Raw genomic sequence first — 15,897 nt, forward strand, 5'->3', positions numbered from 1 at the left:
GGCTAGTGTAGTGAGGCGGAACCGCGACAGTTACCACACCAAAAACTTTACCAAAATACTCAATGTAAAGGGATAGAAAGAGAAAATTCTGCTCCTTTTCCCGGTTCGGATATTACACTTATTCGTCCGCGATGTTTTTCTACAATTGAGTGGCTAATTGATAATCCTAAACCTGTTCCTGTGCCTATAGGCTTTGTTGTGAAAAATGGGTCAAATAGGCGCTGTTTCACTTCATCAGACATCCCAGATCCATTATCTGCAATTTGAATAGTTACTGTATCAGCATCAGTCATTTTGGTACGAATTTGGATAGTGGGAATTTTTGTTTGTCTATCTTCATTTGTGAACGATGAATCTAAGGCATCAATAGCATTGTTCAGAATATTCATGAATACTTGATTGATCTGACTGGCGTAGCAACTAACTTCTGGCAACTGTCCATATTCCTTAATTACATCGATTCCGGGGCGGTGTGCTTTTTCTTCTAGACGGTGGTGTAAAATTAACAGCGTGCTGTCAATGCCTTCATGAAGATTGACACTTTTCATTTCAGCCTCATCCAAACGCGAGAAATTGCGGAGAGAAAGGACAATTTCACGAATGCGCTCTGCCCCCACTTTCATTGATTGCAACAATTTTTGTAAGTCTGGTTTGAGAAAGTTTAAATCTATTGCCTCTAGTTCTTGTTGAATCTCAGGAAACGGTTGAGGATAGTAGTGCTGATACCGCTCAACTAGATGCAGCAAATCTTGGCAATACTCATTGGTATAGGTGAGGTTGCCATAGATAAAGTTAATTGGGTTGTTAATTTCGTGGGCAACACCTGCTACCATTTGTCCCAATGAAGACATTTTTTCAGTTTGAATCAGTTGGCTTTGGGTATGTTGCAATTCCTCTAAAGTTTCCGAGAGATGCTGATTTTTATCATTCAACTCCAGAGTTCTCTGCTCCACCTTTTGCTCTAAAGTATGGTTGTAATCTTCTAATTGAGCTTTTGCTACAGCTAGATTGTTATACAACATGGCATTTTGCAGCGAGATGGCAGCTTGTGCTGTGAGCAACCGCAAAACCTCAAGACGGTTTTGGGTAAAGGCTCCAGTTGTCAAACTGTTTTCTAAGTATAGGATGCCAATTAGCTGGCCACGATTGTGAATAGGTGTACATAGCAAGCTTTTGGGTTGCCATAGAATTATGTAGGGATCGTTGGCGAAGGTAGTTTCCTTGCGGGCATCATCTAACACTAGGGTTTCGGTGGTGCGCGATACATAATTCACAACCGCTTTGGGAACATCCTGACTCGCTGAAAGAGGGAGAGAGTGCAGGTTTATGATCCCCAAGTTTTCATCGGTAGGCGTAGGGTGTGGCAGAAATTGCTCTTCTTCAAAGATCGCTTGGCTAGTTTTTTGAGCCACAACAACCCAATTATCCTCTTGAAGCAGCAGAAGGACTGATTTATCAGCCCCGGCATTTTCGATTACAACCTGCATTAGGGTTGTCAACAGCTTTTCTAACTCAATTTCTCCAGCCAGTGCATGAGAGGCTTTCATCACCGTTGCTAAATCTAATGCTTCAGTCCCAGTGGAACTACTTTGGTTGAATTCGATTGTAGTGGTAAGGGTTGAAGAAGTAGTTTCATCCTGCTGAAACACCTTCAGCAATAATTGAGAATATTGGCGTTCTAACTGGTTAACTTTAGCGATCGCTCCCCAGCTAAGGTAAATGTAATAGGCATTTTCTAGGTAAATTTGCGCGATCGCTTCTTTGTTCCATTCTAAATAAAATCGGGCAGCCAGTTCATTGGCGAGGGCTTCTTCCTGAAGATATCTATTGGCTTTTGCCTGGGCGATCGCGCGATCGTAATGATCTACTGCCTGGGCCATCTGTCCCAACACTCGGCATTCTTCGGCTTTCACCAATTCAAATTTGTGCAAATAATTCATGGGTGCGTGGTGCGCCCATGTCTGCATTTTTTCCTGGTTTTCTGTAACCCGTTCTAATAATGTTTCTTGGCGAGAGGCTATAGCTGTGCGATACTCTGCTAAAGCCGTTAGGGAATCATAAAAATAAAACATTGGCACAGTGGCATAGCCTGTTCCCGCAACTAGATAAACTCTAGCTTTATCGGCTGTTTCCACTGCTTGAGAAAGGTTTTCAAACAGATAACAGAGAATCAATTTGTGGAGGAAGAAATAGTGAAGCCCTGTCAATTCATTGGCTTGAACCAGTTGATTCACAAATTCGGCTTCGTTGAGTGCTTCGCCTGTTATAATACAGGGATTCTCAGCTTTGCCAAGCAAATTCAAAACTGTTTGCCAGAAAATACGGCAATAGTTTAGAGTCGTACCTTGCTTAAAATTTTCCAAAACATGACAGTAAGCCCGGATATCTTCCTCTAACGAGTTCAATTCTCGACCGAGAAAATAGGAATATTGGCAGATATCTTTGGTATTGAAACCTACGTAGTATACATTTCCAGTTTCTAGAGCAATCTTGTAACCATCCAGCATTAACTGCAAAGATTTTTGCAGTGGAGACTTCAAATAGGTGATGAAAGCACCTACGACATAAAATACTGTGGGTTTGATGTCGCTAATATTAAATTTGTCAGTTAGTGCCAAGGCAAGATTGCCAACTCGATCGGCTGTTTCAATATCCTGAAGAATTCCGCTCAAAAGAATGCCATAACAGCCATAACAAAAGGCAGAAAATGGAGCATTGCCATATTCAATAGATGCTTGGACTTGAGACAAAATCAGTAGTGGAAACAGATTAGGATCGGCAATGTAAACGGCTGGAGCAACGTTTGCCACAATTCGGGTGACAGCTAGCTTCTCTACAGCTACCATCACAGGTAAGTCAACCAATTCTGCAATATCACGGCCGTTAATCAGATTAGCAGTTTCTTGCAGGGCTTGCTGAATGTCTTGTGGGGTGGGTGTTTCTGGGAAAACCACGCCGAATTTACTCATTCCTTGACGCGCGATCGCGATCGCCCCCAGCACATCATTTTTAGCTGTATACGCCTGGATTTTGGTTTCGTAAATGCCGACTTGATCCAGTGGAGTTTTGGCTTGCTGGATGACTGTTTGAGTCAATTGTTCCATCTGTTCATACGCGCCACTAAGATAAGCAGCATCGGCGGCTGATTCGTGCAATGCCAGAGCCAATTCATACTGACTTTGCCAACAGTCACTTCTCAATAAACGAATCCCAGTAGTTAAATACTCAATTGCTACCTGGTAAGCTGTGGAAGATTTGGCTTTTTTTCCTGCCGACAGGTTGAGTTGTGCCAGTCGATCGCGATCGGTTTGAGATGTGATCAGTTCTATGCCAATATTCAATTGATTGACAATTTCAAAAATCAGTAATTCTTGCTCAGTTTCCGGGGTATTGCTCAACAGCAATTGACCAATCTTTAGGTGAGTTGCTGGTTTCTGATAGTCTGGAATTAGTGAATAAGCGGCTTGTTGAATGCGATCGTGGAAAAATTTGTAGGTAATAATTATTGGTGTGTTGTCATTTGTCAAATCATCCATGACAACAGACTCATCCTGAAAAAATGTATACCCTTCCCCACTGGGTAAGATCAATTCATCCTTGAGGGCTGGCCACAAATCTGCTGCGGTTTGAACTGGAGATTTTTCATAGACAACTGATAGGGTTTCTAAATCAAACTGATTGCCGACACAAGCAGCTAGTTTGAGAACATTCTGAGTCTGCTGTGGTAATTTGTGGAGTTGCACCGCCACAAACTCGACAATATCTTCTGTAAAAGATAGCGCCCGGATTTGAACCAGATTGCACTGCCAATCTCCCGTTCTGCTAGCAAAGGCGATTAACCCGTCTTCATGCAGCGACTTGAGAAACTGGTTAGTGAAAAATGGATTACCTTTAGTCCTTTGATACACCAGATTGGCGATCGCAGTTGCTTGTTCTGTTGAATATTTGAGGGTATCTGCAATCAGTTGATTTAGGTCGGTTTCGGTAAGGGCAGAAAGAACAATACTACTAACTGTAATCGCTTCTTGACGCATTTCCTCAATGGTCAACATTAGGGGATGGGCTGAGGAAACCTCATTATCCCGATATGCTCCAATCACTAATAAATAAGAGTTGCTGGCTTCACTCATCAACAGATGCATCAATTTTAAAGAAGCCGAGTCTGCCCATTGCAAATCATCAAGGAAAATAACTAGGGGATGTTCTTGGGTTGTGAATACTTGAATGAATTTCTGAAACAGCAAATTGAAGCGGCTTTGGACAGCAGTACTCGATAATTCCGGTAGTGAAGGCTGTTTTCCAATGATTTTTTCGAGTTCTGGAATCACCTCAATAATTACTTGACCACTTTCACCCAAGGTAGATAAAATTTGAGTCTTCCACTGGTCAATTTGAGCATCACTCTCTGTCAGCAGTTGTGCCATTAAGTCCCGAAACGCTTGCACCAAAGCAAAAAAGGGAATATTCCGATTAAATTGATCGAATTTGCCCTTGATAAAGTATCCGCGCTGACGGGTGATTGGTTTGTGAACTTCGTTGACAATTGCCGTTTTTCCAATGCCAGAGGAACCTGCCACCAGCATCATTTCAGAAGTTCCCTGGCGCACCCGTTCAAAAGTTGCTAGCAGCATAGCCACTTCTGCTTCCCGTCCATAGAGTTTTTCGGGAATCGCAAAGCGATCGCAAACGTCCCTGTGCCCTAGCTGAAATGGGATAATATTTCCACTTGACTGCAATTGCTTCAAACAAATTTGCAGATCGTGCTTTAGCCCTAATGCACTCTGATAGCGGTCTTCAGCATTCTTTGCCATCAGTTTCATGACGATATCACAGAGAATTTGGGGAATCTCTCCTCTATCATTTAAAAGTGGTGGTTGTTTTGCTATGTGACAATGCACCAATTCCATCAAATCATCCGATTGAAATGGCAATTGCCCAGTTAAGAGTTCATAGAAAGTGACTCCGAGAGAATAGAAGTCAGTGCGATAATCAATCCCCCGATTCATTCGCCCGGTTTGTTCGGGAGAGAGATAGGCGAGAGTTCCTTCTAAAACAGTCGGGCTGGTTGAAAGTTGGTTAACTCTTGGCAGCAGTGAAGCAATGCTAAAGTCAATGATTTTAACCTGCTTTGTGGTAGGGTTTATCAGGATATTGGCGGGTTTAATATCCTTGTGGATGATTTCGTGATGGTAGAGATCAGCCAGAATATCGGCAAGTGCGATCGCAATCTCTAAAAACTCAGTCAAAAAATCAGGATGCAGAGATGAGGAATTTTCTTGATTTCCTGTCTCACCGAGTCCTTTCCTTCTAAAAACAGTGTACTCCTTCAAAGAAATTCCGCCAAAGTCTTCTAAAATCAGGACAGGTCGATTTTGACAACTTTCCAGACTATAGATCCGAACAACCCCAGGAACATTTAAGATTTTCGTAATTGAGTACTGATTCCTGAATTGAGCCAACTCAATCACACTGGGATAAGAATTTTTTAGAAGTTTGATCACAACAGGAGTTTGATCGGCCTCTCGCCAACCTCGGTAAACCAGGGTGCGAGTGCTGGTGTAAATTCTTTCACCAATCCCATAACCGGGAACATCGACTCGATTTTCTACCATAAAACTTGCGACTGGATAACCTGAGTTCAGTTTTCCCTAATTAACTCGAAGTATCACAATTCATGATGTAATTTTCTGAAGGTAAAAAATTGAGAAATTCGGTTGATTTAGCTCAACCCGGTATAGTTCAATACGGTTCAGGTAGCTACAATACTCTGTGGGTTCGCCTTTGGCATTCTTGCAGAGTAGCCGCTTTGCGTCTACTGCGTGTATTTTTATATAAGTACTATTTTGAAGAAGAATTCAGAAGTCAGAATGAAGACGCTCGTTCCTCTCTACAAGACGCTGCGCTATCAGTGGGGGATTCAGACTCGCCACTGAATTGTTGCACCACTAAATATGCAGATTTAGTGGGGGTATTAAGGTGATTTCTGATGAAAAAAATACCTATGTTGACGAGTTTCGGCTACGCTCAACTACCGCTATTCGTTGTGTCGCACAAAATACCTTTCCTGAATTCTGGCTCCTGACTCCTGAATTCTGTTTCGATAAAAAATGTTTGAAAAATCGTTAATGGCAGGTTGCTTAAATGAATGAGTTCGATCAAACTTTAGAAGATCAGAGCATGAGCTATGTAGGAATGATTGCAAAGTTTCCACTGGGTGTTCACGATCTCCAGTCTTTTATTACTCCTGAAAACCATCTATTCGTTCTCAGCCATCTAGGAATCCCAGCCATTGACATTGAGCAATGGAAGTTGAAAATTTCGGGATTAGTAGAGCAAAATCTTGAGTTGTCATATCAGAATTTGCTGAGTCTGGAGTATCGTGAATTAACAGTTTTCCACGAATGTTCAGGCAATCCGCTTCAACCCAAGGTTCCGACAAGACTCATTAGTAATGTTACATGGGGTGGAGTTTCGCTCAGAGCAATTCTTAATCAATTGCAAGTAAAACCTGAAGCCCGTTATGTCTGGTTTGTCGGAACTGATCGCGGTGTTTATGAGGGAGTTGCTAGCGATTCATATATAAAAGATATTCCTATCGAAAAAGCATTGGATAATGATGTACTGCTGGCGTACAAGCTGAACGGTGAGTTTCTGTCAGCAGAGCGGGGTTTTCCTTTGCGGCTGGTGGTTCCAGGCTACTATGGCACGAACTTTGTCAAGTGGCTCTCACATATTTATGTCACAGATCAGCGATCGCCAGGGCCCTTTACAACAACTTTCTATAACGATCGAGTTGGAGGCGATGATGCGACTTTAAAACCCGTTTGGGAAGTTGCACCGGAGTCTGTAATTGTTCATCCTTCCCAAAATAAAGTATTATACCTTCAACCTCAAACACTTTCGGGCTGGGCCTGGGCATCCAAGGGTATCCAGTCGGTGGATGTTAGTACAGATGGTGGTATCACCTGGCAAGCTGCTGAAGTTGAATCACGGTTGCAATATGCTTGGCAACGATTCACGTTTCAATGGACTCCACCAACGCCAGGACAATATAGCTTAATGAGCCGAGCCACTGACTATGATGGAGTAATTCAACCAATTCAGCAAGAGCGCAATGCTATTTATACAGTAGCTGTCACTGTTAAAGAAACGACGATAAAAGGCTTTGACTCTTTTACCGTCGCCGAATGAATAGAAAATTTAACAGATAGCTTAGGGAGATGTTAGCGATCGCTCTGGTTCGTACACTTTAGAAAAGGGTTCTTGATAAGAATGAGTCTTAATATAAACCAAAAACTCATTGATCAAGTCTGTAAAATACACAAACGCCACATCAATCAATTCAAGTGCTTGTTGACGAATTTCTTCTGACACCTCAATTTCTTTCATGATTTGCAAAGAAGAGGGAGTATGAAGAGTGTGGGTATTTTCTATATGGTTATGACGCATACCAAAGTAACGGAACTCTGTTTGAGTCATTTCTTGCAGTTGTAAGGCCGCAGACATGGTTGAACGGAAAAAAACATTCGCCGTCACCTCGGATACCTCAATGGCAACCAATCTGATGATAGGATCTGCTCCCCGAGTATACCGCTCAAAGATAGGAAACATCGAACGGGAAACCTTGGTATGATCGCTCCAAAGGAATCGCACGGCATCACTAAACCGCATAGGATAGTCAATCCCCATCTTCTCCATGTCTTCTAGTAACCATTGCCAGTGAAAATGTTCTTCGTGCGTGTGCAGATTTACCATCTCTTGAATATAATTAGTCGTTGGTTCATCTCTAAGAACTCGTTTGCATAACTCACTGAACTCCAGTGCCAGTGGAGCAATTACAGGTGCAAATGCCAGTCTCTGGCGTGGATCAATGGACTCGTCTTTCATATACTCAAAGAACGGTAACTTGGCATATTCCTGGTTCTTCTGCTCAATCAACTCAAGAATTGATTTCATTTTCATTTTCATTTTCCTAACGATAGACAAATGGGTTTGTAACCGACTTGGTTATCCAGTCAGCCATAGCACTTCACAGGCAAAAGCCTGAGAGAGTACTTATTGAGAAAGTCAGAAAGTTTGTTAGCTTAAGATGCTGCCACAGCGATTGTAATCGCTATCAAAATAAACAACTTACCTCATAAACTATGGCAGAAAATGTTCTGATAACTCTTCTCACATTTGTGTAAAGAGCTAACAAAAACTCAAGCTAAACTATTTTTCGATGGCGCAATAAAGTACATATAAATGTACTGTTGCTTTTACCACCTTGGGTAAGATCGTAACTTTAAATATTAGTCATTAAAAACCGTAAGATTACGACTTAAATAAATTCTTTCTTTGAATTTTATTATTCAAAACTGCTGCAATGTCAGTAGTTAATTTTAAGAGAATGTTTTTATAGCTGGATTTATTGAAGTAAAGATGGAAATTATTACTGTAAAGTTTTAAGTATATAAATTTACTTTAAATATCTGTAAAAAAAAGAATGTCAGTAATGCTGTAATCACCAGTATAATCGTATGGCAAGTTTCACAGTATAAATATATTTCTGTGGTGAATTAGGTGATTGTGACAATAATAAATGTATGCGATGGCATATTGCAACAGATAATTATTAAAATTCCCTTATTTTTGAGCTAATGTGATAGCTACTTGCAAAAGTTGTAGTATTTTTCATACCTTCATGAGCTTTTGAGATAAGTCAGTAAATCATGTGCCATTAATGTATCAGCAGCATTTTTCTAATACGCTATTTGCTCCTGTCACCACAACAATTTGATTAGTGAATTGACCAATCATTTTTTAAACTTCATCTATGTTGAAACCTAGAGTTTTTTAAAAGATATATTCATGTAGGTTGGGTGGAGTGAAACGCAACCCAAAATTACCACCTTATTTATGTTGAGTTACGCGATCGCTGCACCCAACCTTGATTTCTCACTTGTGAGAAATCAAGGAGTGTGGGAGGTGTGGGAGGTGTGGGAGGATGGGGAAGAAATCTGACCCCGCACACTTCCTACACTCCCCACACTCCCCTGCCTACAGTATCGTGAGAAATCCGGGAAAACTACGGTTCTCAAGGTAGACGAGGTTTAGATATGATGTGTTTTTATTTTTGTTTGGGGACTTTCAGTAATATCATGTCCGTTTAAAGACTTATCATAAAGTCCACAGGGGGCAGGGGGAAAGATAATCATGACTAATTAACCAGACATGATATAAAAAACATCCCATCCCTGCGTTGGGGTAGGGGCGCAAGACCTTGCGCCCCTACTGGAGTCAGCAGCCTTTAATCAGCTATTCCCATGCTCTATATGAGCCAAAAGTGCCTAAATTACAACCAATTGCCAATCAACACATAGGCAGACCAAAAGCTTGGTGCTTTGTAGTTAGGGTGTTGTAACAGTTGTAGCTGGGCACGGTGGACAGCTTCGGCTTTGGTGATTTTGCCACTCTTGAGTTCTCGATAGAAGGCAGTAACAAACATTGCCGTGGATTCATCATCAATCTGCCACAGTGAGGCGATGGTACTGCGTGCGCCAGCCCGGACAGCTGCTCCTGCAAGACCCAGTGCTGCACGGCTGTCTCCGGTTGCTGTCTGGCAAGCACTCAAAACGAGTAACTCTACTATAGTTTTGCCCTGACTGCGAAAAAGAGTATCAAAATCTTTGACATTGATCTGACCATCGAAATCCAAAATAAAAGTGTCTTCAAGGCGGGAACTAAACTGACCGTGGGTTGCTAAATGCACTATGTTGAATGAAGCAGCATTAATTTCACCCTCTAAATTCTTTTTCTTAAAATCTCCATCTAGTAGGCTAGTTATCGAGACTCCTGCTTTGGCAATGCCGTCGAATTCAGATTTGATCGCAAGCAACGGAGCAAACTTAGAAAAACCTGGTGGTGGCTGAGTCAGTCCTGCGGTTAGCGCTCTTAGCTGCTGTTTTACCAGTGGTTTAGGATCGAGGAGTTGCAAACCCACGCTCAGAGCAATTGCATATTTCTCTACCAAGTATTGCTTACCATCATATAAAGCTGCCATTGGTAAATTGCGTAAGGGACCATCCAGGACAAACACTAGGGTATCTACCCCACTGTTTTGCAATTTTGACTCAATGGGTTGAAGCAGCCAGTTGTAAACTTCATGCGCCTGGGTTTGGATGGCTTTAGTAGCGGTGGGGTTGACAAGATTTTTTCGCAGTTCTACTAACAATTTCTCTACTTTTGTATGAGAAATCTGAGTAGTGTAGCTTTGCAGGGGTTGTTTGGGAATTTTGACAATTACCTGAAGTTCGTCAGGAAGAATAATTGGATAAAGGATAGCAGCCGTAGGATTATCTTTATCCACCATTTGATCGAGGGCTACTCTCTGTCCTTGTAGGCAAGCTTCTCGAAAGAAGTCGTCCAATTCTGCTAGTTGGAGTGCTTCAATGCGTTGGCGTGCTTTCTCCAATATTTTTTCATCTGGTTTTCCTTCTTGGGATTTTAGCAGTAACTCTACTGATTCTCGGTAGATGGGTTCTACGCTGTCCCGAAAGTTGAATTGTACATCCTGGTTAACTACGTCTTTATTGACTACTAAATCTCTGCGAAGGGATTGGAGCGTGTCTACAGCAGCATCATAGGCTGCGATCGCACCATTCATATCTTTTTCTGCCCGCAGTAATCTACCTAACTGCCACTCTAAGGTGTAGGTAATTTCTGGTGCATTGCTACTCTGTGCTAAAGCTAATCCTTGCCGGGTAAGCTCTTGCGCGTATGACAATTGTCCGGTTTCTTCATACAAGCTGCCTAAACTCTTTAGTGAGTAAGCTTCTGCCCGCTTGTCCCCTAAACTGCGGGATTGTTCAATGGCGCTGGCGAGTAATACTGCTGATTCTTTGGTGCTGAATCCTGAGTAGTAATGCTGACTAGATGCTTGCAATATACCACCCTTGACTTTTGCCAAACTTTGGGAAAAGTTAACGTGAGCGTAAATGCTAGCACGGCTAGGAGGGAGTTTAGCCAGTTCGGATTCAATCAATGGTAAGAGAGTTTGAACCATTGCCCATTGTTGATCTTGAATCAGTAGGCTCAGGTGATTGAGTTGGGCTTGGACTTTTATTAAAGGTGGGGGAGATGCTGCAACTGTTTTTTGATAATAGGCGATCGCCAGTAGGTTGTTTTTTTGTTTACGGGCATTATTCCCCAGGCTGAACAGACTGGCTGCAATATCTGCGCTTGATTGCAGATTTTGAGCAATCTTCAGACTTTCTTCTAGCGCCAGACGTGACTTTTCCAAATCGCCCACGACTAAAAGAGCATCACCGAGCGATCGCAAACTCACTGTCTTTTCTATCGCATCTGGTTGAGATTTTAACGTCTGACTTACCCGATCCAGTGTTTTGACAGCGCGGGGGTAAAATCCTTGGGTTCGCCACGCCTGTGATTGATTGATTAGCGATCGCACCACACCACTTTGATTATCTGCTCGCCTGTAAATTTCTTCTGTCTGCTGCCAAGTCGCTAAAGCTGCCTCGGCTTGTCCCATTCTCAGTTGAAGACGACCTTGAATATCCAGTGATTGGGCTAAGATTTGAAGATTTTGGTTTTCATCTTGTCCTTTGAGCAAGTTTAAGCTCTCTGTAATTGCCTGCTGTGCTTGACTCCATAAACCAAGTTGTTGGTAAGCTAGGGAAAGATTACTCAGTGTCGCTGCCTGTCTGAGGCTTTCTCCTTGCTGCTTATATGCTTGGACAGTCTGTTGTAATACTTCTACTGCTTTGGCAAAGTTACCAGAATTGTATAAAAATTTTCCCTGTTCTAGTAGCGAACCTGGGTCATTAACTACAGCCAGCGATGGCAAATTGTTAATCTGTAATTGAGATGAGGAATTAATTGAGCCAGGAATTTTTGCTAGCACGGGTGAACCCAAGATGCATAGCAAAGCTATCAGGAAGTACAAAGGCAAACGTAAAAAGTGAGCCAGTGTGGTTTTATGCCAACGCCCTGGCTGCTTCTGTCTTTTAACTTTTACAGAATTCGCGCCAAAAATCCTAGTTGTTTTAGTCATAACCATGACAGGAGGTAATTGATAACCAGGAACGCACAGGATTTACTGTAGTTTGGGCTACCACAGTAATGTTACCATTCACATCCATTACTCATGCCTGAGCTTCCACAATCTTATTTATCATGGCTTGGATAAGGTTTTACTATCTAAACTGCATTTTCACTGATTCTACATAATTAGATGTCTCCATAAATTAAATATGCGTTGTCCAGAACCCTTGTAGAGAGGTATTAGCGTAGCGGGGTCCAATTCAATGCAATAAATCTAATCACTTAAGAACGGATGACTTAATTTCTTGCTCTATTTGATTACTAATAATCTCAGATCCCATAGCAGGTTTATCTAAGTTAACCCTAATAAAATTAGTTTTATCTTTTCCTGTAAATTTTTTATCATTATCTGAGTCTTTGATAATTTTTATAAAAATTGCATTTTGACTTGGAACAACAACCCAATTGATGATTTGAGTATTGTTTGGGGTAATTTGCTGGAGATTCTTACCTGATAAATCAGAAAGATAACCAACAGTAGCATCGTCGCTGTTGAGCTTTGTATCTATGTTTGTGTCTTGTTCAAGGATTTTATAAAACCAAACTCTTGTAGGCGGCTTCTCTACAGCTTTTACCTCTAATAAATCAAAGGAGGCGATAATGGCTTTTTTATTTAATAAAATATGAGATTCACCATCTTGCTTTCGATAAAAGATGATGTTAGACAATTGGTTATTTCTTTCATAAGAACGTGAAAGGCTTAAATCAGTTTTTTTATCTTCATTCTGCTCTGGAAGAACAACGGGAATCATTATATAATCTGATTGTTCTTTAATAATTAAATCTCCATAGACAAGATTCGGATCGGATTTCGATTTATCTGTTGCCTGTGCCTGTTCCGCTTTTGTACTAACAGAAGATTTACAAGAAAAAGAAAGGAGCGTGATAATAATAGCTGTAGTAATTTTATTGAAAAGTCTATTATATTTCATCAATTTTTTTAATACGATACATTACTATTCTATTTTATTCGCTGCTTGGAAATTACTTAGTTAATTTGAGTTTAGAGGTTGTTTGAAAAGTAGTTAGCTGTGATTTTAGGTACTTATTGATCCCCTCTATCCCCCCCTTAAAAAGGAGGGAACCAGAATCAAAGTCCCCCTTTTTAAGGGGGATTTAGGGGGATCTAAAACATTTTGCAACTGAACAAGAGGACTTTTTAAACATCCTCTTATATTCTTAAAAAAAAGCCCATATTAGTAGGCTTTTTTTATATACAAAATAAATAAAGTAACCCAACAAAAGGTTTGATATTTATTGGGCACATTAACTGACTTTTGTTAAAAAGACTTTAGTTTCCCAACTATCTCTTTAAGCGTCAATTCCTGTACTATCTGCCGTACCGGAAAAGTATATCACAATAAAATACCAAAAACCTGATCAGGATTGACCAGGTTTTATCGAGTTCACAGATTTCAAATTGTTAAACTAATTAAGTAATTGAAGGTTAATAACTAGGGTGGACTAGACAACTAACAAACTCAGCATTCTTGCGTTTTTCCGCTTTGGGATTTGGCTTTACCTTTTACATCAGGCTTTTACCACTTTTGTGATCTTGATATGCTGAAGTTTGCTTGGGTTGATGACAGGGGACACTAAGTCATTTGCCCTTTTGTTTTGGTTTTATTTTGTTTGGTGTCCTACTATTTAAGTTATCACTTCAGTTTCTAAGTTGCAACTCTTAGTTTACTAAAGTTGATGTTTTGTTAGATTTTGCAATCTAGCTCCAGATATTTGATCCCTGACTGTCTTTTTAAGATATTTGAGGGGATCTTCGAGAGTTAAGCATAGATAATCAAACTTCATTGTCATCAATTGCACATAATTTGACTATAATCCAGACAATTGCTAGAGATACGTCTAATTGCCTCAATTTTTACCAATTGACCAGGATAAAGCTTAATTTGGGCGGCTAATGCGTTGTCTAGTACAATACGGCGGAAATAAACCGATCATTCCAAATCAACGAAACCCTTATGCTGTATTCATTTTTAATTTTTTTAGCGCAGCGTTAGCGAGTCTGCGAGCGTCACTTTTAATTTTTAATTCCGCCTTGCGGTACTAGTGCTTGTTGGGGATAATGTGCCCTTGCAATAGCATTAATTTGGGGTTGGGCAATTAGCCACGGCAAAGCTAACTGAGCAAGGGTACAATTATAAATAAGAGCTATGGGACGTAATTTTTGTAGCGCTTATTGAGCATGTTCAAAGTTTTCGCATTGAAACAGTTTATTTTTAGCACGATTATCTGCTGGGTTGGTAGCGATCGCTTGTTTATAACTGCTTTCTAATTCATTCCCTTGGACAGTTTCACACTTTATCGGTCTTAGCTTGAATTAAATCAGAGTTACAGTAGATGCTGATGGAATTGACTACAACTTTTCATGCTCTCAAAGAATGGGCTGTCGCCGTAAATGCCTTGGAGGGTGGCAAAACAATTATGTTGCTTCGCAAAGGGGGTATTCATGAACGAAATGGACATTTCCAAGTTGCCCACAAGCAAATTTTGCTTTACCCTACTTATGAACATCAACAAGCTTTCATGCTCAAACCTGAGTATGCTAATTGTGTTTATCCAGTAACATCAGGTTGGCATCCAGAGACAGTTCGCATCGGCAGTTGGGCTGAAATTACAGATATTTTGCCAGTTAGTGACGAATTTCTTGTCAACGCCTTGCTTCCGTTCCATATTTGGAACGAGCATTTTATTAGCGATCGCCTTAAATGGAAACCACGTCAGCCCCTTTATATTCTCCTCCTGCGGACATATAACCTAACCCAAGAGCAAGAAATTCCTTATTACCCTAAATACGGCGGTTGCAAATCATGGATTGATTTAGATCAATCATTTAACTTGCAAGAAACAACGCCAGCTTTGTCTGACTTTGCATACACCCAATTAGTACAGACAATTCGCGGTATTGTCGGCGACAAAATGGCCAGAAAGATTGATATGCTCAATCACAACTCGACCTTTGGCTAAACCTCGGTTGTATTGCTGCTAGGTTTTTCAATTTACGAGAAGGCTATGGTATTTGGAAAACCCGATCGAATTGGGCTTTGATCGCAAAAAAACCCGTCCACCAACTATTTAGAGTTTTTCTACAGCGATCGCACGCTACACTATCCGCTAATCCCAAGGGGAGTGTGCGGAGTGTGCGCAATCAGATTTCTTCCCCATCCTCCCACACTCCCCACACCTCCCACACTCCCCACACCTCCCACACCCCCCACACTCCTTCAACGTAATCAGGAGCCAGAGTTTAGAACTGAATTTTGGCTCCTGACTTCTGTTTGTTAAAAATAGAGCAGATTGCAAATTCCTAACCCACGCTGAAAACAGTAGTTATTGTTACACACGATCGCAAAAAACGCGGATAACATTAGAAAAATCTCACCCTAATACATAAGGTGAGGCAAATCTGTTTATCTGCCTGTCCAAAAATAGCTCACAAGGGTGAGAATTAACTTGACAAAAGTCTGATATTATGCGTTAGTTGTTAGCTAAAAGCAAAGGAGTTTGCAATGCATCGACAAATGTGCTGGTTATCTAAGTCTGGTGGCGACGGCGAGAAAATCTTGTATTTGCAGACAGAACCCAATCAGCCTTGGCGACCCTACACGGCTTTTGGACATTTCACAGTCCCAGATTATCAAATACCAGGTGGTTCTAAAGGTTGGGCAACTTATCAAAAACTTCTCAAAGCAGGTTGGACACTAGTACCTAGCGCACGCGCCAATGAGTTTGGCAGCAGTAGCTACGTAGAGTCAACAATCCAAAATCAATAGTTATTGA

The 15,897-nt window shown here is 41.1% G+C and carries 8 protein-coding genes and 1 pseudogene; 4 read left to right on the forward strand and 5 right to left on the reverse strand.

What is annotated here, in order from left to right:
* Positions 1-59 precede the first annotated feature (59 nt).
* A complete protein-coding gene (locus ACFFRD_RS21720) occupies positions 60-5,612 on the reverse strand; it encodes an AAA family ATPase (RefSeq protein ID WP_392477369.1) in 5,553 nt (1,850 codons plus the stop codon).
* Positions 5,613-5,701: 89 nt separating this feature from the next.
* Between ACFFRD_RS21720 and ACFFRD_RS21725 the strand changes: the two genes are divergently transcribed.
* Together ACFFRD_RS21725 and ACFFRD_RS21730 are read left to right on the forward strand one after the other, a co-directional pair.
* Entirely contained in the window at positions 5,702-5,980 is a 279-nt protein-coding gene (locus ACFFRD_RS21725) for a hypothetical protein (RefSeq protein ID WP_392477371.1), read from the forward strand.
* A 161-nt stretch (positions 5,981-6,141) separates the two neighbouring features.
* A complete protein-coding gene (locus ACFFRD_RS21730; RefSeq protein ID WP_392477373.1) occupies positions 6,142-7,191 on the forward strand; it encodes a molybdopterin-dependent oxidoreductase in 1,050 nt (349 codons plus the stop codon).
* 21 nt (positions 7,192-7,212) lie between these two features.
* On the opposite strand, the gene ACFFRD_RS21735 is transcribed toward ACFFRD_RS21730, so the two are convergent.
* The 4 genes and pseudogenes from ACFFRD_RS21735 to ACFFRD_RS21750 form a co-directional block, all read right to left on the reverse strand.
* Positions 7,213-7,962, reverse strand: coding sequence for a hypothetical protein (locus ACFFRD_RS21735; protein WP_258551451.1), 750 nt, complete (start codon positions 7,960-7,962; stop codon positions 7,213-7,215).
* Positions 7,963-9,334: 1,372 nt separating this feature from the next.
* A complete protein-coding gene (locus tag ACFFRD_RS21740) occupies positions 9,335-12,058 on the reverse strand; it encodes a CHAT domain-containing protein (RefSeq protein ID WP_392477376.1) in 2,724 nt (907 codons plus the stop codon).
* Between the two features lie 262 nt (positions 12,059-12,320).
* Positions 12,321-13,034, reverse strand: a complete 714-nt coding sequence (locus ACFFRD_RS21745) for a hypothetical protein (protein WP_392477378.1) — start codon at positions 13,032-13,034, stop codon at positions 12,321-12,323.
* 1,103 nt (positions 13,035-14,137) lie between these two features.
* Positions 14,138-14,359: pseudogene (locus ACFFRD_RS21750) on the reverse strand (hypothetical protein); the annotation flags it as partial.
* 98 nt (positions 14,360-14,457) lie between these two features.
* Here ACFFRD_RS21750 and ACFFRD_RS21755 point away from each other — a divergent pair.
* Both ACFFRD_RS21755 and ACFFRD_RS21760 read left to right on the forward strand, forming a co-directional pair.
* Complete coding sequence (locus ACFFRD_RS21755; RefSeq protein WP_392477379.1) at positions 14,458-15,084, forward strand: DUF1802 family protein; 627 nt, start codon at positions 14,458-14,460, stop codon at positions 15,082-15,084.
* 542 nt (positions 15,085-15,626) lie between these two features.
* The gene (locus ACFFRD_RS21760; protein ID WP_012409208.1) at positions 15,627-15,890 is read left to right on the forward strand and encodes a hypothetical protein; all 264 of its coding nucleotides are present in this window, start codon (positions 15,627-15,629) and stop codon (positions 15,888-15,890) included.
* Positions 15,891-15,897: the final 7 nt, after the last annotated feature.

Source organism: Nostoc sp. C110, from assembly GCF_043099725.1.
Classification (GTDB): domain Bacteria; phylum Cyanobacteriota; class Cyanobacteriia; order Cyanobacteriales; family Nostocaceae; genus Nostoc; species Nostoc muscorum_A.

Coding starts and splice junctions, on each gene's coding strand:
- ACFFRD_RS21755 (WP_392477379.1), top strand. CDS start 14,458: ATGCTGATGGAATTGACTACAACTTTTCATGCTCTCAAAGAATGGGCT.
- ACFFRD_RS21735 (WP_258551451.1), bottom strand. CDS start 7,962: ATGAAAATGAAATCAATTCTTGAGTTGATTGAGCAGAAGAACCAGGAA.
- ACFFRD_RS21720 (WP_392477369.1), bottom strand. CDS start 5,612: ATGGTAGAAAATCGAGTCGATGTTCCCGGTTATGGGATTGGTGAAAGA.
- ACFFRD_RS21745 (WP_392477378.1), bottom strand. CDS start 13,034: ATGAAATATAATAGACTTTTCAATAAAATTACTACAGCTATTATTATC.
- ACFFRD_RS21730 (WP_392477373.1), top strand. CDS start 6,142: ATGAATGAGTTCGATCAAACTTTAGAAGATCAGAGCATGAGCTATGTA.
- ACFFRD_RS21740 (WP_392477376.1), bottom strand. CDS start 12,058: ATGGTTATGACTAAAACAACTAGGATTTTTGGCGCGAATTCTGTAAAA.
- ACFFRD_RS21760 (WP_012409208.1), top strand. CDS start 15,627: ATGCATCGACAAATGTGCTGGTTATCTAAGTCTGGTGGCGACGGCGAG.